Source organism: Nonomuraea maritima (assembly GCF_900100395.1).
Taxonomy (GTDB): Bacteria; Actinomycetota; Actinomycetes; order Streptosporangiales; family Streptosporangiaceae; genus Nonomuraea; species Nonomuraea maritima.
The window spans coordinates 101,830-117,735 of sequence record NZ_FNFB01000021.1 but is presented as its reverse complement, the minus strand read 5'-3'; the positions used below and the strand labels follow the sequence as shown (position 1 = coordinate 117,735).

The window sequence follows — 15,906 nt, the reverse complement described above, 5'->3', positions numbered from 1 at the left end:
GGACGATCTGCTTCCGGTTCGTCACACGACCACCTAGTCTTCCGGTGTGCCGACCGACACCAGCCCCACCGCGCGTGCGCTGCGCACCTTGGAGATCCTCCAGACCCGCCCAGGGGTCACGGCCGGCGAACTCGCCGAGCGCCTCGACGTCACGGAGCGGGCCGCGCGACGCTACGTCGGCATCCTGCGGGAGGCGGGCATCCCCGTCGAGTCGCTTCGCGGCCCCTACGGCGGCTACCGGCTCGGACGCGGCACGAGGCTGCCGCCGGTCGCCTTCACAGAGCCCGAGGCGATCGCGCTGGTCATGGCGGTGCTCGACAGCCCGCCGGCTGCCGCCGACGTGAACGATCTGGTCGGTACGGCCCTGCGCAAGGTCGTCCGGGCGCTGCCCGAGAACGTCGGCCGGCAGGCGGCGGTCCTGCGCGAGCACGCCTCGGCGGCGCGCGACCGTTACTCGGCCCGCCCCGACCCCACCACCACCAGCGCGCTCGTCGCCGCCGTCGCGGCCCGGCGGCGGGTCCTGGTCACGTACCGGCGCGAGTCGGGCAACGAGTGGACGACGGAGGCCGACCCATGGGCGGTCGTCGTCCGCCACGGGCGCTGGTACCTGCTGTGCCACTCGCACCGGGCGGACGCGATCCGCACGTACCGGATCGACCGGATCGCCTCGGTCGAGGAGACCCCGTACGCGTTCCAGCCGCCCGACGGGCTCGACCCGGTGACGATGCTGGAGGAGCACCTCGGCAGCGGTTGGCCTTACCTCACCCGAGTGGTGTTCGACGCCCCGCTCGCCGAGGTGGCGCCCTGGGTCAGGGCGCCCATGGGCCGGCTGGAGGCCACCGAGGACGGCTGCGTGCTGGTCGGCAGCACGAACAACCCGGCCATGTACGCGCAGGAGTGGCTGGCGAGCGTGCCGTTCGCCTTCCACGTCGAGGGCGGACCGGAACTGCGCGCCGCCGTCGCCACGCTCGCGGCCCGCCTCGCCGCCGCCCTGGGAGACGATCAGTGAGGGTACGGCTCCCCGCCGCTCGGGGGACCGGTGACGACACATTCTTGATCAACTTTCTGGTGGCTCGCTAGGGTTGGGCGTTTCCTCTCCCACCCCCCGAGAGACGGCCATGCGTCACTACCGCTTCGGCATGATCGCCGCCTTGTTCGCGCTCGGCCACCTCGCCTTCGTGGGCGTGCTCGGCGCCCTCGCGCTGACCACCGACCACGGCCGCCCGCTCTGGACGGTCGTCGCGCGCGATCCCTTCTTCCTCGGCGACGAGGACGCGTTCAGCGTTCCCTGGGGGCTGACGGTGGCCGTGCTGCTCGTCGGGGCCGTACAGGCGTGGGCCCTGTGGCAGGTGCTGCGCGGCCGCGCCCGAGGCGAGCCGGCCCACCGCGGCGGGCGCGTCGGCCTGCTGCGGCTCGCGCTGTACCTGCAGGTCGGCTTCGGCATCGCCCTCTTCGCCAGTGTCCCGCTGATCGTGGCGGCCGAGGCCTACTGGTTCTGGACGGCGACGGAGATCATCACCGGGCTCCTGCAGGCGGCCGTCGTCTGGCTGTTCTTCCTGGTGCTCCGCGGCGTCGTCTCCCGCGGGCTGCGGCTGTTCTCGCTCGTGGCGGGACTCCTCGCCTGCGCGAGCGGCCTCGGCCAGAGCATCACGGGCGTGCTCGGCCTGGACACCGCCGTCTTCACCCTCGCCGGCGGGTACGGGTACGTCTGGCAGGCGTGGTCGGTGTCGATCCTGGTCGCCCAGGCCAGGGACAGTCGCTGGAGCGCGGCGACCGTCAGGATCGGCGTCGTCGCCCAGGTGATGACCTTTCTCAAGCCCGGCGGCAGCATGGGCATCAGCACGGGCGTATTCCCCTGGGCCTTCGCGGTCCACACCCTCATCGGCGCCGTCAGCGTCTTCGGGCTGGTGTGGGTGGCCAGGACCGCCCACGAACTCGCGAACCCCCTCCCGCAGCCGGTCCCGAGGCGGCGGCCGGCGCGGGCGGCGGCCAGGTGGTGGCCGGTGGCCGCCGTGGCGGTCGTGCTCCCGCTCGTCCCCGCCGCCGTCAACCTCACGCACGGCATGTACCTCTGGATCGGGCCCAGAGGCGCCATCGAGAACGTCGTCCGGGTGGAGGGCGGCGGTACGCCGGCGCTGACCTGGTTCTCCCTCGACGTCTTCGTCGGCGTCGGCGGCCCCGCGCTGCTGCTCCTGGTCACCGTCCTGCGCCGGACCCGCCGTCTCGTGCGGTTCACCACGGTGACGTTGACGGTCGCCGCGGTCGTCGCTTTCGTCAGTGCGCTCACGACGACACCGGTGCCGGCGGTTTCCGGTGACTTCTTCTACGAAGGTGTGCAGATCTACCCGGAAGGGCTGTTCACCCGGGAGCGCGACGGTGAGCTCTTCTTCGGCGTCTCGCCGTCGTGGTACGGCGCGGCCCTGCTCGCCTCGGCGCTGCTCCTGCTGGTGCTCTACCCGGCCGCGCCCGCCCAGCGCGTACGCCGCCATGTCGTGCTCGCGGTGACGGTCACCCTGCTCGCGCTCGGGTTCGCGCCGGTGGCCGACCAGTCACTCGGCCCCGTCACCGCGGCAGAGGACTGCGCCCCGTACGAGCCGTGGAGGGGCGAACCCAGGAAACCTGAGCTCACCTCCGACCAGCGGTTCGTGTGCTCCTACCGGCAGGCGGGCCTGGTCACGTTCGCCGACACCACGCCCGACGCCGTGATCCTCGCCCACGGCCGCCGGCTGTGCGGCGTCTACACCCGCAACGACCCTCAGGAGGTCGCCCGCCTGCAGACGGTGGAGGGGCTGCGGCGCGACGCCCTGACCTATCCGCTCGCGCAGATCTGCCCTGGCGCCGACGCCGTGGTCCAGGCCGCGGCCGCCGAGCAGGAGCTGGAGGACCAGGAGTGGGAGGACGACGCGCAGCGCATGTGCGACTCGACCCCGCGCCACCGCCCGCTCATCAGAGCGGCCAAGGCGATCCGCATCAAAGAGCCGCAGTGGACGGACTACGGAGCCGTCGAGACGTACGAGCCGACCGAGGACGAGGCGGACCCGTTCGAGGACGGTGTGCTGGACGAGGCGCAGCGCAACGGCCTGGTGGCCGCCCTGCCCGGTCACCTGATGGTCCTGACGCACCCCGACTACGACCTCTGCGTCACGCTGGAGACCTACACCCGCCGCCCGCCGGTGGAGACCAAGGGCTGGGACCACGTCGTGGAGGTCGGCTACCGGAGTCCCACCGGGGAGATCGTGCTCAGGGACGATCTGAGCGGCACCGGGTTCCCCGACCTGTCGCTCAACGGTCGTGCCGGTCATTACCGGATCCGGGTGCACTACGACTGGTTCCGGTGGAAGGGGAAGAACGACTACGGTCAACGCCTGCTGATCATGGCTTTCCCCGGGAAGGGGGACAAGCCGGTCACCTACCGGGCGCGGCGCAAGCAATGAGGCGACGTCGGGGACTTCGGACGGGTGCCGCACACCGGGCGGCGCGGGGCGAAGCGCCGTGAGAAGATCGAAAACATGACTGGACTGCCTGGCCCCGGCCCTCAGGACTGTCCCGCCCGTGCGGCGGCCATCAAGACGGCCGTCAAGACGGCCGTCATCACGGCTGTCGGCACGGCCGTGACGGCCATCGAGCCGACCATGACGGCAGCCGTGCGGGCGGGTAAGGTCACGTGCTGAGCGGCCCGCGCACCGACATCCCCGGCCCGCTTCTTGAGGCCGACGAGCACCTGACGCCCGCCGTCGCCCCCCGGCCGGAGCTCTCGTCCGCGACGGCCGCACCACCCCCGGCGACCCCGTCGGAGGACCCTTTATCCGGTACGGAACGGCTCGCCCCCCAGTCCCCCCAGCCCTCAGCCCAGCGCCCCAGCATGCCGCCGAGGAACACCGTGACAGAACCTTCCCCCCAGCCCTCAGCCCAGCCCCGTACCTCCGCCCCGGCGAGCGTCGGGGAGATCGAGGGCCTGCGTCCGCGCAGGCGCCCCGGCGACGGCGGTGACGTGTCCGCGGCGGACGTCGACCTGATCGACGGCCTCGCGCCCGCGGCCGCGAAGGCGGTGCGGGCCTGGCTGCTCGAACGGTCCTCGGCCGCGGCGCGGCAGACGCGCCTGCAGGTGCTGGCCGCGTTCCTGCGCTGGCTGCGCGCCTCGGAGTCGTCCCTCGACCCGCTCGCGGCCACCGGCGCCCACCTGGACGCCTACTGCGACGCCGCCCTCACCGGCACCCTCACCGTGGGCGTGCGCCGGCCGGGCCGGCCGCTGTCGGACACCACGGTCAACCGCAGGCGGGCCGTGCTGTCGTCCTTCTACGCCCACGCCTGGCGCACCGGCGCGGTGTCGCACGCCGTCCACGCCGGCAGCGCCGGCGGGCCGCTCACCCGTGAGGAGCGGCGGCTGCTGCGCCGGGGCGTGGCCCGCCTGGCCGCCGACGGGCGCACCCCCGAGGCCGTCGCCGTGGCCCTGCTGGAGGCGACCGGCGCGTCCGTGACGGCGCTGGCCGAGCTGACGGCGCGCGACCTGCGCGGGTACGCCGGAGGAGGTCCGGCCGTGGTCACGGTGCGCGACGGCAACGGGCACCCCGTGGCCTTCCCCGTGCCCGCACCGGTCCGGCCGCTGCTGCGGGAGCTGTCGGACACCCGGATGCCGGGGGAGCCGCTGATCGGGCCTGGCCGTCCGGCGGACGCGCGGTGGCTGGCCGCCGCCCTGGTCGCGGCCGCCGTGGCCGGGGGTGTGCCGCGTCCCAGGGCGGAGGTGCTGCACCCGGGCGTGCTGCGCGCCACCACGGTGACCGAGCTGCTCGAACCTCTCCGCCGCGACGCCGGGGATCTCACCTTCTGACCGCCCGCCCCCGTGATTGAGGTCACGACATGTCACGCTTCGAGCTGGCCACGCTGGTGCTCGCGCCGCCGGAGCCGGTCTTCGACCTGTCGTTGTCGGTCGAGCTGCACCTCGGCTCCATGCGCGGCGCGCGGGAGCAGGCGGTGGCGGGGGTCACCTCCGGCCACCTCGTCCTCGGTGACACGGTCACGTGGCGGGCGCGTCACTTCGGCGTGCCGTGGCGGCTGACCTCGGTGATCAGCGCCTACGAGCGGCCCGCGTTCTTCGTGGACGAACAGGTGCGCGGCCCGTTCCGGCACTGGCACCACGCCCACACCTTCGAGGCGACCCGGGAGAACGGGACCGAGGCGACCCTGATGAGGGACGTCGTCGACTTCTCCGCCCCCGCAGGACCGCTGGGCGCCGTCGCGGAGCTGCTGGTCCTGCGGCGGTACATGACCGCGCTCATGCTGCGGCGGAACGCCTACCTCAAGCGAATCGCGGAAGCCGCCATGCCGTAGGCCGCAGGTCAGAGCATCCGCCACGGACGGTAACGTAATGGCAAGAAACGCATCCGGCGGCTAAAAACTTGCGCAAGGGGTGACATGAGCACTGCAGTGGCGGCTGCGATCCGCGAACGGGCAAGGTCGGTCTGGCGGTCGCTGCAGGCGGCCCGCCGCGACAACGACGCGCACGGCACCCTCCTGGCTGCCGACGAATGGGACGAAGTGACTCGACTGGCCCGCGCCCATGGCGTGAACCTCGACGAGGTCACCGGCGAAGGCCACCACTGACGCGTCACAGACCCAGCAGTCCGGACGACACCTTCCACAGGCGCGCGGCGTCGTCCGGGTCGAGCGCGTGCGGGCGCACGCCCGACTGCGCGCCGGGATCCGTGGTGCGCGGGGCCTCGGCGCAGTCCTCGAAGTAGCGCCCGGTGACGCCCTCGACCAGGGGAGAGGCGGCCGGCAGCACGGAGGTGGCCGCGCCCTGCTCGGGCGTGCGCCACTCGTAGCTGTCGAAGACCGCCCGCATCCCCTGCCCTCCTGGTGGCGCTCCCGTCCGGTACGGATGCCGCCGGGCACGAGCGCGTTGGCCACGGTGCCGTCCTCCGCCCAGCGCCGGGCGGCCTCGACGGCGAAGAGCACGTTCGACCCCCTGGAGGACCTCGTCGGCGGTCGACCTGGGGCCGAAGGGGGAGCGGCATCGCCCTCGCGGCCGGCGACCCGGGACGCCGCGAGCAGGCGGAGCGCCTCGTCGACCTCCTCATCGACGGGCTGCGCTACCGAGGCCGCTGACGTCGCGGGCGCCTTCCGTGAGCAGGTCGCGCCGGGCCCGTTCCGGTTCGGCCACCAGATGGTCCGCCCGGGTGAACACGGGCCGGTCATCACCAGGGGCGGCGTGCCAGACCCAGTCGAGGTGGTCGATGTGCGGGTGGGCGAATGCCGCCGCCTCGATGTCGGCCGGGCGCGGCCGTGCTGTCCACCGACGCGCCGCCGTTCGGGCTGCCTGGCGCGGCGGCGGACGCCTGTGGGGGTCCGCCGCCGCGCGGGTGACGTCAGTCGAACGTGATGACGCGGCGGCCGCCGCCCGAGCCGTTCGCCATGGACTCCAGCGCCGCCGGGGCCTCGTCCAGGGTGATCGGGGTGACCGACGGGACGATGCCGTGCTGCGCCGAGAACGCCAGGGTGTCGCGGGTGTCGTGGGGCGAGCCCGACGGGGTCGCCATCACGTGCAGCCGGTTGAGGATCATCGGCTGGGCCTGCAGGGTCAGCGGCGTGTTGTCGTAACCGCAGAGCACCAGCGTGCCGTCCGGCGCGAGACCGGTCAGCACCGACGAGGCCGCCGCGTTGGACGGGGCGGCGTTCAGGATGACGTCCGCGCCGCCGTCCCAGGCCTTCAGCGCCGCCGCCGCGTCGGTCTCGCCGCTCGCGATGTACAGCTCGGCGCCGAGCTCCTTGGCGACCGCCTCCCCGGACGCCGAGCGGCCGACCACGGCGACGCGCGCACCCATGGCGAGCGCGTAGCGGACGGCGAGCGCGCCGACGCCGCCGCTGCCCACGACGGCCACCCGCGAGCTGGGCGTCGCCCCCGCCCGGCGCAGGCCGTTGAACGCGGTCAGGCCCGCGCACAGTAGCGGCGCCGCGGCCACCGGGTCGAGACCGGCCGGCAGCGGGGTCACGTAGCCGCTCTTGAGCAACACGTACTCGGCGTAACCGCCGTCCACCACGATGCCCGTGATGCGCTTGGACGGGCAGAGGATCTGGTCGCCCGACACGCAGTAGTCGCAGTGGCCGCACGAGTCGTACAGGAACTGGCCGCCGACCGCGTCGCCCACGGACAGGCCTGTCACGCCGCTGCCGAGCGCGGCCACCGTACCGGTGATCTCATGGCCGGGGATCACCGGGAAACGCGCCATCGGGTAGTGCCCGCGCGTCAGGCTGACGTCGGTGAAGCACACGCCGCAAGCCGTCACCTTCACCAGGACCTCACCGGGGCCCGGCTCCGGGATCTCACGTTCGGTCAAGCTCAGCAGGGCGCCCACTTCCGTGGCGAGTGCTGCACGCATCATGATTCCTCCTGGACTCCGTCGCGCTGTTCCTGGACGTCAGGAGCGACGTCCGCGCGATCGCCTCATCCAGCGTGCATCACACGCATCGCCGCCAAGCCGGTCAGGCGGGGGTGGTCAACCCCACCTTCCTGGACGCCCGAACGCGGGCCCCGGCGTGTTCCGCCACACCTCGGGCGGGTCGAGCCGGCGCAGCCGTTCGACGACGTCGGGGTCTTCGGGCACGAACCACAGCAGCCGCTGGCAGGCGTCGGCCGTGACGATGCTGTTGCAGGTGACCTTGACGAGACCGACGACCGGATGGGCGATTCTCTTGTACTCCTCGTGCCGGACCGCGACCTCGCGCGCCTGCCAGAGCTCGGCGAACTCCTCGCTCGCGCCCAGCAGGTGGCGGACGAGCTCGCCGCTGACCTGGTCGGACGGGCCGCGCCGCGCGACGGCGGCCCGCAGGTCGGACACGAGCAGGCGCGAGTGGTAGTCGTGGTCCTCCGCCGGATAGAGGTCATGGGTGGCCGGCGCGGTGAACCAGTGGTAGGCGAAGCTGGCCTCGATGCCGGTCAGCCCCGCCTGCGGCCCGACCAGCGCCTCGGCGGCGCGGTTCTGCATCACGACCTGGTGCAGGTCGGTGATCACCATGGCCGGGGTGTCGTCGAGCCGTTCCATGAGCTGGCGCAGCGCCGACTGCATCAGCAGGGGCTGCGCGCCGAACGGCGGCATGCGACCGGCCAGGTGGAACAGGTGGTCGGTCTCGTCGCAGTCGAGCCGCAGCGAACGCGCCAGCGCGTGCAGGACCGGCTCGGACGGGCTCTGCCCGCGCCCCTGCTCCAGCTCGGAGTAGTAGTCGACCGACATGCTGGCCAGCCTGGCCACCTCGTCACGGCGCAACCCGGGGACCCGCCGCCTGGTGCCCGGTGGCAGGTCGACGTCCGCGGGACGCAGTCGGCCGCGGCGTGACTTCAGGAACTCCCCCAGTTCTGCGAGATCCACTGTCTCCCCCGTACGTTCCTCTTCCCCGGACCCCACTGTAGTCACGGCCCGGCGACTTAGCGGAATTGTCCGTTTCGCCGGAGGTTGCCCGGCGCCGGGTCAGCCGGTCCCGGCCAGGCGGGTGGTCTGGGTCTCGAACACGGCGATCGTGCCGCGGACGTAGTCGGCGATCGTGGCGAGCTCGCGCTCGTCGTACTTGCCGACCAGGGCCGTCATCTCGCGGCCCAGGTCGGCGAAGATGCCGCTCAGGTCGGGATCCTGGTCGCCGTCGGCCGAGACGAGCACGCGGCGCCGGTCGGCCGGATCGGTCACTCGGCGGACGTACCCGGCCCGCTCCAGGCGGTCGACGAGGGCGGTTACGGCGCTCGCGCCGAGCCCCAGCTGGGCGGCGAGCGCTCCGGCGGGCAGCGGCCCCTGCCTGGTGACGATGCGCAGCGCCTTGTGGTCGGCGGCGTTCAGCCGGAGCCGCCGGGCCACCGCCTCGTGGAACAGCGCGACCGTCGTACTCAGCTCCCAGCCCAGTTCCGCGCCGTCCATCAAGCCTCCGATAGTCCGATTGGGTGGATATTTCATCTTATTGAACCAAGATCCCTGGGCGAGGTGTGCGGACGGGTTACGTTCGGGAGCCGGACAGGAGATGTGCCGCCCGCCGGAGGCGGTGGTCGAACGGCACGTGCGGCGTTCCGAGCGGAAGTGCTCAGCCGTTGCTCTCGATGTGCTCGTGCGGCAGTGAATTCCCGGTGGAAACAGGGGAGAGCGTGGTGGCCGGGCAGGCGAACGGGCCGCACGGTGCCGCCGTGCTCGAATCGGCCGCGCGGGGGACCTGGACGACGTCCACTATCGGGCGCCCGATGACCGCGGCCTGGGGCAGCGCCATGTCACAAAGCCCCCGTTTTCGGACACGTGTCGCGCTTCATACCGCCTCAGCCTAAACAGCGCGCCGGTGGCGAAGAAGGGGTTCGTAACCCCAGGCTGAAGCGGAATGTGCGCTCCCCGGGGCCTGCCGGCGGCCCGGGGAGCGCGGGTGACGACCGCCCCGGGGGCAGTGCGGTCGTCACCCGGCCAGGAGGGACCGGTGGCGAGGACGAGGGCGCCGCGCCCGTGCCTTCCCCGGCAGAATGGCACACAGATGCGGCGATCACGCTTGTCCTCCGTCGACCGGTCTGGTGGGGATCCCCGGGAGACAGTCTCGCGACGGGAGTGACCCGACCGCCATCGGTGCCGGCACCCATATCGGGCGGTTGCCGCTATGTAGACATGCGAGGCAGGGGATGGGGGACGGCTCCGATGGACACCGACGGCCGGTCATGGGCAGGCTGGGAGACATGAACGCTGCAGCGACCCGGCAGACCGTGCCCGTCCAGGACGCGCGCGGCCGCCCGATGGCCTCTGCGCTGTTCCGGCGGATCGCGCTGATCAACGGGTTGGTGTTCACCACGGGCCTGACCGTGCTGGCGCTGTCGCCCGCGACGGTGTCCTCACCGGTGCTGCTCACCGAGCTGCCCATCCTGGCCGGCAGCCTCGCGTTGATGCTGGCGGCCAACGCCTACCTGCTGCGCCGCAGCCTCGGGCCGCTGAGCGGGCTGACCGCCCTGATGGAGCGCGTCGACCTGCTGCGTCCCAGGGCGCGTGCCGCCGGCGGCAACCAGGGCGACCTGGGCGCCCTCATCGCGACGTTCAACTCCATGCTCGACCGGCTGGAGGCCGAGCGCAGCGCCAGCGCGGCCCACGCCCTGGCCGTGCAGGAGGCCGAACGGCAGCGCATCGCGCGCGAGCTGCACGACGAGATCGGCCAGAGCCTCACCGTGGTGCTGCTCGGGCTCAAGCGCACCCTCGACCGCGCCCCCGCCGAACTGCGGGAGGAGCTCAGCACCGCCCAGGAGACGGTGCGCTCCAGCCTCGACGAGGTACGCCGCATCGCCCGCCGCCTGCGCCCCGGCGTGCTGGAGGACCTCGGCCTGCTCGCCGCCATGAACGCGCTGGCCGGCGAGTTCACCGACGCCAGCGGCGTGCCGGTGACCCGGCGGCTCGACCCGCGCCTGCCCGACCTCGGCGGCGAGGCGGAGCTGGTGATCTACCGGATCGCCCAGGAGAGCCTGACCAACATCGCCCGCCACGCCCGCGCCACCCGCGCCGAGCTGTGCCTGACGGTTCAGGGCGGCAGCGCCCTGCTGCGCATCGTCGACAACGGGCGCGGCGGCCCGATCGAGGAGGGCACCGGAATCCGCGGCATGCGCGAACGCGCCATGCTGATCGGCGCCGACCTGGGCGTCGAAGCCGGTCCTGGCACCGGCACCGAGGTGCGCCTCACCGTGCCCCTTCCCCCGGGCACGCCGGCCGCGGATCGCACCCACGCGAAAGGAACCCCTTGACCGCCACCCGGATCCTGCTCGCCGACGACCACGCGCTGGTGCGCCACGGCCTGCGGATGATCCTCGACGCCGAGCCCGACCTGACCGTGGTCGCCGAGGCCGGTGACGGGGCCGAGGCCATCGAGCTGGCCACCCGTCCCGGCACGGAGGTCGACCTGGCCATCCTCGACATCGCCATGCCGCGCCTGACCGGCATCCAGGCCGCCCGCGAGATCTCCCGCCGGGCGCCCGAGATCCGGCTGCTCATGCTCTCCATGTACGACAACGAGCAGTACTTCTTCGAGTCCCTCAAGGCGGGCGCCAGCGGGTACGTGCTCAAGTCGGTGGCCGACCGCGACCTGCTGGAGGCGTGCCGGGCCGCGATGCGCGGCGAGCCGTTCCTCTACCCGGGGGCGATCACCGCGCTCATCCGCGACTACCTGCAGCGCCACCGCCAGGGCGAGCCGCTCCCCGACACGCTGCTCACGCCGCGTGAGGAGGAGATCGTCAAGCTCATCGCCGAGGGCCACTCCAGCAAGCAGATCGCCGACCTGCTGGTGATCAGCGTCAAGACCGTCGACCGGCACCGCGCCAACATCCTGGCCAAGCTGGGCCTGCGCGACCGGCTGGAGCTCACCCGGCACGCCATCAGGGCCGGCCTGATCGAACCCTGACTAGCCGCCCGCCGCCGTGCGCAGTGCCCGGTACAGCAGCCGGCCGTCGCCCAGGTGGTGGCGCAGCAGTTTCTCCAGCCCGCCGATCGGGACGAGGTTCTGCGGCGCGCGCGGGTCCTTGTAGTCGACGCCGGCGAGCGGCGGCAGGGCCAGGGCGACCTCGTCGGCCAGGTTCACCACCTGGGCGGGGTCGAGGTCGGCGCTCGCCTCGCACCTGGCCACACCCGCCCAGGGCGCCCGCGACTGGACGGGCAGGCGCACGTACCAGGCGTGCCGCCGCCAGCTCGTGCCCATGAGGAACACGGGTGTGCGCTGCCCCGCGGTGAGCGCGCCGACGACCGCCGACTGCGCCGGCGGCAGGTACGCCGTGTGGTGCGTCTTGATGTAGCCGACCGTGCGCGGCAGGTGCGTACGCCCCCGCAGCGGCCCGTCCACCAGCAGCAGGTCGTCGCCATGCGACCGGTGCCGCACCGCCAGGTCGACCTCCAGCTGGGTGACCTGTCGCTGCAGCGCCAGCGACAGCTCCTCGAAGCTCGCGTCGGCGGCCCTGCCCGGTTGGTACGTGGCGTGCGTGGTCCTGACCTCGGGCGTGTGCGGCGAGGCCGAGATCAGCGTCCGGTTGACCTGGATCGCGGCCAGGTCGGCGCCGCCGGGCCCGCACCGGACGATCCCGGCCGCGTACGAGGCGGCGATGCCCGGCACGGGCATGGGCGCGTCGGGGTCGTGCACCCAGACGCGGGCGTCGATCCGGCGCACGCCGTCGGCGACCAGCAGCGTGTCGGGAGCGGTGAAACCGGCCCCTGGCGTGACCGGTTTCCAGTCGGCGACCGGCCGTTCGACGTCGAGGATCAGCTCGGCGCTGGTGGAGCCCATCTCGGAGAGGTTCTCGACGGCGAGGGCGGCGGCGTAGCCGGGGTCCCACGGGTCGACGGTGAAGCCCGTCATGAGGTGAGGCCCGCCTTCCGTACGTGGGAGCCCTTGCCGTCGCGGCTGACCTCGAAGCGCACCGGCACCCGTTCGGCCAGCGCCGGCACGTGCGTGACGACGCCGATCATGCGGTCCTGGCCGGCGGCGAGGCGTTCGAGGGTGGTGGCGACGGTGTCGAGCGTGGCCGGGTCGAGCGTGCCGAAGCCCTCATCCAGGAAGATCGAGTCGAGGCCGCGGGCGACCGCGCCGGACAGCGCCAGCGCCAGGGAGAGCGCGGCCTGGAACGTCTCGCCGCCGGACAGCGTGCGCGCGCTGCGCCGCAGCCCGCCCTCGCCGTAGTCGATGACCTCGATGTCGCCGGTCCGGTCGGCGAGGGCCAGCTCGTACTGGCCGTCGGACAGCTCGCGCAGCGTGTCGGAGGCCGCGGCGACGAGTACGGCGAGGGCCTCGGCGCACAGCCAGCGCTCGAAGGCGTTGGCCCGCAGGCGCAGGGCCAGCTCGTGGGCGACCTTGGCCTCGTGCTCCTTGGCGGCGACCTGCAGCTCGAGCTCGGCGGCGCGTCTGCGCTCCTCGCGCAGGCGTTCGAGCGCGGACTCGGCGTGGGCGACGGCGCCGGCGACGGCCGCGCCGAGCTGGTCGGGCGAGGCGTCGCGGGGCGCGACGACGCCGTGCTCGGCGAGCCGCTCGGTGAGCCTGCGGCGGTCGGCGGCGAGCAGCTCGCGGGCGCCGGCCAGCTGCTCCTCGCGCTCGGCCAGCGCGGCGGCGGCGGCCTGCGCGGCGCGGTCGCGCCAGGCGAGCAGACCGGTCCAGGCCCGGTGCAGGTCGTCGCGGTCGAGCGGCGGCGGCGGGTCGTCCTGATGGCCGGAGACGAGCAGCCGGTCGCGGGACGCCTCCAGCTCCCGCCAGGCGGTCTCGGCCTGGCGTTCGGCCCGCGTGGCGGCGGCCCGCGCCTGGTCGAGCCGGGACCGGCCGGCCCGCAGCGCCTGACGGGCCTCGGCCGCGACCTCCTCGGCCTTGGCGATCGCGGCGAGCACGCCTTCCACGGCGCTCCGGTCGGCGGGCGCGGGCAGCGCGGCCAGCTCCGACTCCAGCCGGTCGGCCTGGGCGGCCAGCACGGACGCCGACGACTCGGCGCGGGCGTGCGCAGCACGCGCCCGTTCGGCCTGCTCGCGGGCGCTCGCGAGCGCGCGGTCGGCGGTGCGCATGTCGGCGGGCGCCTCGTGGCGGGGCAGCTCGGAGACGGGGTGGGCGCAGACCGGGCACGGGTCGCCGACGGCCAGCCGGGCGACCAGGTGAGCGGCGGCATGGGCGTCGCGCAGACGCTCGCGGCGGGCCTCCACGTCAGCGAGCGCCCGCTCGGCAGTCTCCCGGGCGGCGGCGAGGTCGCCGAGCGACGCGGCCGCGGAGCCTGACTCCGCGCGGGCTCGGGCGGCCTCGGCGGCGAGCCGCTCGCGGGCGTCGAGCGCGGCCAGCGCCGCTCGTGGCGCGCCCCGGTCGCCCAGCGCCGCCAGCGCCTCGTACGCCTCGTGGTCGTCGGCCTCCAGCGTCTCGACCTCGGCGGTCAGCCGCTCGACCGCCTCGGCGGCGCTCCGGCGGGCCGCGGCCAGCGTGGGTACGGCGTCGGGCATGCGCAGCGAGGCCAGGACCGACCGGCGCTCGGCCACGGCGGCCCGCTCCTGGTCGGCGCGGCGGATGTCGTCCTCGCGGGAGCGCAGCAGGTCGAGGTCGGAGCCGATCTGCCCGGCGAGCCGGCTCAGCGCGGCGAGCCGGTCGGACAGCTCCCGCTCGGCCTCCTCGGTGGCGCCCGACAGCTTGGCGACCTGGTCGCGGGCGAAGGACGCGGCCTGCTTGGCGGCCTCCTCCTCGCGGGCGGCGCGCTGCCTGATGCCCTCGTAGACGTCGGCGTCGAGCAGCTGCACCAGCAGGTCCTGCCGCTCGCGCGGCGCGGCGTGCAGGAACTCGGCGAAGCGGCCCTGCGGCAGCACCACGCACTGGGTGAAGAACCGGTACTCCAGCCCGGTCACCCCCTGCGCCTCAGGCGTGACGTTCTCGCCCTCGGCCAGCGGCCGGAGCACCGACTCGAACGCCGTGTCGAGCGGCGCGGCCGGGTCGAGCTCGTCGAGCCGGGCTTCCTTGGTGCGGACGGCGCCCTTGGCGTCGCGCACCATCGAACGGGCCACGCCGTAGCGGCGGCCGCCGCTGTCGAAGACCATCGCCACCTTGCCCGCCGCGACCGACGGAGCCAGGGCGTGGGCGACGGCGTTCTCCCTGCCCCAGCGCGGAACGGTGCCGTACAGGGCGAAGCAGATCGCGTCGATGATCGTGCTCTTGCCGGCGCCGGTGGGGCCGACGAGCGCGAAGTACTCGGTGTCGGAGAAGTCGATCGTCACCGGGTCGCGGAAGCTGCCGAAGTGGTCGAGGTGCAGCAGGACGGGACGCATCAGCCGGTCACCTCGTCGTAGAGCCGGTCGAAGAGGCCGGCCACCTGCTCGTCGTAGCGGCCGGTGGCGTTCAGGTACTCGCGGAACAGCTCGCGCGGGCTGCGGTCGGCCGACCCGGACCGCCGGGTGGCCGGCACCGGACGGAACCGCTCGTCGAGGACGACGTCCACGGTGCCGGACAGCAGGCCGCGCACGTCGTCGGCGAGCCCGACCCGGGGTTTCTCCTCCACGATCACCTTGAGCCAGTCGTCGCCCGGCTCGACGGCCTCCAGCTCCTCCAGCGTGCCGCGCACGGTGCGCAGCCGGCGGGCCGAGGTGAAGGTCAGCTCACTGACCACGGCCGGGCGCCCGGGGGTGACCTCGACGAGCAGCGCGCCCGGCGTGTTGCCCTCCTCGCCGAAGTCGACCGCGAGCGGCGAGCCGCTGTACCAGATCGGGCACGGGCCCGGGATCTGCTGGCGGCGGTGCAGGTGGCCGAGGGCGGCGTACTGGGTGGCGGGCGGGAACGCGGTCGGCTCGAAGTAGTAGGAGAAGATCGACTGCGCCTCCCGCTCGCCGCCGCCGAACGCGCCGCCTGGCAGGGTGCCGTGCGTGGTGACGACGTTGACGGTGTCGGCGTGGAAGCCGGCGGTGAGCGCTCGGACCAGCTCGCCGATGCGGGCGGCGTAGTCGCGGTTGTGGTCGGCGGCCGTGCCGGTGAGGACCTCGGCGGCGCGTACGACGTACCGGTGCGACAGGAACGGCAGCACCGCGAGCCGCACGGGCTCGCCGGAGCGGGCCGTGAAGGCGAGCGTGCCGCCCGCGTCGGGACGCCGGAACGTGCCGAGCACGTGCAGCCCCAGCTTGCCCAGCACTGGCCGGTAGACCTCCAGCAGCTGCGGGTTGTCGTGGTTGCCTGCCAGCACCACGACGTCGCGGCCGTCGGCGGCGAGGGCCATGAGGGCGTTGAGCACGAGCGACTGGGCCTCGGGCGTGGGGGCGGAGGTGTCGAACAGGTCGCCGGCCACGATGACGGCGTCGACGTCGTGCGTACGGGCCGCGCCGACGAGTTCGCGCAGCACCTCGCGGTGCTCGTCGATGCGGGGACGGCCCTTGAGCACCTTGCCCACGTGCCAGTCCGCGGTGTGCAGGATCTTCACGAGACCACCTG

At 73.7% G+C, this 15,906-nt stretch carries 16 protein-coding genes; 8 read left to right on the top strand and 8 right to left on the bottom strand.

What is annotated here, in order from left to right:
- The first annotated feature begins 46 nt into the window (after positions 1 to 46).
- The 6 genes from BLR04_RS27765 to BLR04_RS39975 all read left to right on the top strand — a co-directional run bounded on the left by BLR04_RS27765 (position 47) and on the right by BLR04_RS39975 (position 5,601).
- Positions 47 to 1,009: a helix-turn-helix transcriptional regulator gene (locus tag BLR04_RS27765; protein ID WP_090770693.1), complete on the top strand. Its 963-nt coding sequence runs from the start codon at positions 47 to 49 to the stop codon at positions 1,007 to 1,009.
- A 109-nt stretch (positions 1,010 to 1,118) separates the two neighbouring features.
- Positions 1,119 to 3,434, top strand: coding sequence for a hypothetical protein (locus BLR04_RS27760; protein WP_090770691.1), 2,316 nt, complete (start codon positions 1,119 to 1,121; stop codon positions 3,432 to 3,434).
- Between the two features lie 75 nt (positions 3,435 to 3,509).
- Positions 3,510 to 3,671, top strand: a complete 162-nt coding sequence (locus BLR04_RS40945; protein WP_176903315.1) for a hypothetical protein — start codon at positions 3,510 to 3,512, stop codon at positions 3,669 to 3,671.
- A 209-nt stretch (positions 3,672 to 3,880) separates the two neighbouring features.
- Positions 3,881 to 4,828 carry a hypothetical protein gene (locus tag BLR04_RS27750; RefSeq protein WP_090770686.1) on the top strand — a complete coding sequence of 316 codons (948 nt, stop codon included), beginning with the start codon at positions 3,881 to 3,883 and terminating at the stop codon, positions 4,826 to 4,828.
- Positions 4,829 to 4,857: 29 nt separating this feature from the next.
- Complete coding sequence (locus BLR04_RS27745; RefSeq protein ID WP_090770685.1) at positions 4,858 to 5,328, top strand: SRPBCC family protein; 471 nt, start codon at positions 4,858 to 4,860, stop codon at positions 5,326 to 5,328.
- Positions 5,329 to 5,412: 84 nt separating this feature from the next.
- Positions 5,413 to 5,601, top strand: a complete 189-nt coding sequence (locus tag BLR04_RS39975; protein ID WP_143022237.1) for a hypothetical protein — start codon at positions 5,413 to 5,415, stop codon at positions 5,599 to 5,601.
- A gap of 4 nt (positions 5,602 to 5,605) precedes the next feature.
- Here the strand turns inward: BLR04_RS39975 and BLR04_RS27740 are convergent, their stop codons facing one another.
- The 5 genes from BLR04_RS27740 to BLR04_RS27720 all read right to left on the bottom strand — a co-directional run bounded on the left by BLR04_RS27740 (position 5,606) and on the right by BLR04_RS27720 (position 9,240).
- Positions 5,606 to 5,842, bottom strand: coding sequence for an SDR family NAD(P)-dependent oxidoreductase (locus BLR04_RS27740; protein ID WP_090770683.1), 237 nt, complete (start codon positions 5,840 to 5,842; stop codon positions 5,606 to 5,608).
- A gap of 523 nt (positions 5,843 to 6,365) precedes the next feature.
- Positions 6,366 to 7,379, bottom strand: coding sequence for an alcohol dehydrogenase catalytic domain-containing protein (locus BLR04_RS27735; protein WP_218129206.1), 1,014 nt, complete (start codon positions 7,377 to 7,379; stop codon positions 6,366 to 6,368).
- Between the two features lie 114 nt (positions 7,380 to 7,493).
- Complete coding sequence (locus tag BLR04_RS27730; RefSeq protein WP_143022236.1) at positions 7,494 to 8,363, bottom strand: helix-turn-helix transcriptional regulator; 870 nt, start codon at positions 8,361 to 8,363, stop codon at positions 7,494 to 7,496.
- A gap of 99 nt (positions 8,364 to 8,462) precedes the next feature.
- The gene (locus tag BLR04_RS27725) at positions 8,463 to 8,900 is read right to left on the bottom strand and encodes a MarR family winged helix-turn-helix transcriptional regulator (RefSeq protein WP_090770679.1); all 438 of its coding nucleotides are present in this window, start codon (positions 8,898 to 8,900) and stop codon (positions 8,463 to 8,465) included.
- A 160-nt stretch (positions 8,901 to 9,060) separates the two neighbouring features.
- Complete coding sequence (locus BLR04_RS27720) at positions 9,061 to 9,240, bottom strand: hypothetical protein (protein WP_090770678.1); 180 nt, start codon at positions 9,238 to 9,240, stop codon at positions 9,061 to 9,063.
- Positions 9,241 to 9,688: 448 nt separating this feature from the next.
- Here BLR04_RS27720 and BLR04_RS27715 point away from each other — a divergent pair, with 448 nt between their 5' ends.
- Positions 9,689 to 10,735 carry a HAMP domain-containing sensor histidine kinase gene (locus tag BLR04_RS27715; RefSeq protein WP_090770735.1) on the top strand — a complete coding sequence of 349 codons (1,047 nt, stop codon included), beginning with the start codon at positions 9,689 to 9,691 and terminating at the stop codon, positions 10,733 to 10,735.
- Positions 10,732 to 11,388 (top strand): response regulator, encoded by a 657-nt coding sequence (locus BLR04_RS27710; RefSeq protein ID WP_090770676.1) that lies wholly within the window; start codon positions 10,732 to 10,734, stop codon positions 11,386 to 11,388. The genes BLR04_RS27715 and BLR04_RS27710 overlap by 4 nt, the downstream gene beginning before the upstream one ends.
- On the opposite strand, the gene BLR04_RS27705 is transcribed toward BLR04_RS27710, so the two are convergent.
- Genes BLR04_RS27705 through BLR04_RS27695 form a run of 3 tightly spaced genes read right to left on the bottom strand, consistent with a single transcriptional unit; the run spans position 11,389 to position 15,895 of the window.
- Positions 11,389 to 12,333, bottom strand: a complete 945-nt coding sequence (locus BLR04_RS27705; RefSeq protein ID WP_090770674.1) for a hypothetical protein — start codon at positions 12,331 to 12,333, stop codon at positions 11,389 to 11,391.
- The gene (locus tag BLR04_RS27700) at positions 12,330 to 14,756 is read right to left on the bottom strand and encodes an AAA family ATPase (RefSeq protein ID WP_090770671.1); all 2,427 of its coding nucleotides are present in this window, start codon (positions 14,754 to 14,756) and stop codon (positions 12,330 to 12,332) included. Before BLR04_RS27700 ends, BLR04_RS27705 begins: the two co-directional genes overlap by 4 nt.
- Entirely contained in the window at positions 14,756 to 15,895 is a 1,140-nt protein-coding gene (locus BLR04_RS27695) for an exonuclease SbcCD subunit D (RefSeq protein ID WP_090770669.1), read from the bottom strand. The genes BLR04_RS27700 and BLR04_RS27695 overlap by 1 nt, the downstream gene beginning before the upstream one ends.
- Between the last annotated feature and the right edge of the window lie 11 nt (positions 15,896 to 15,906).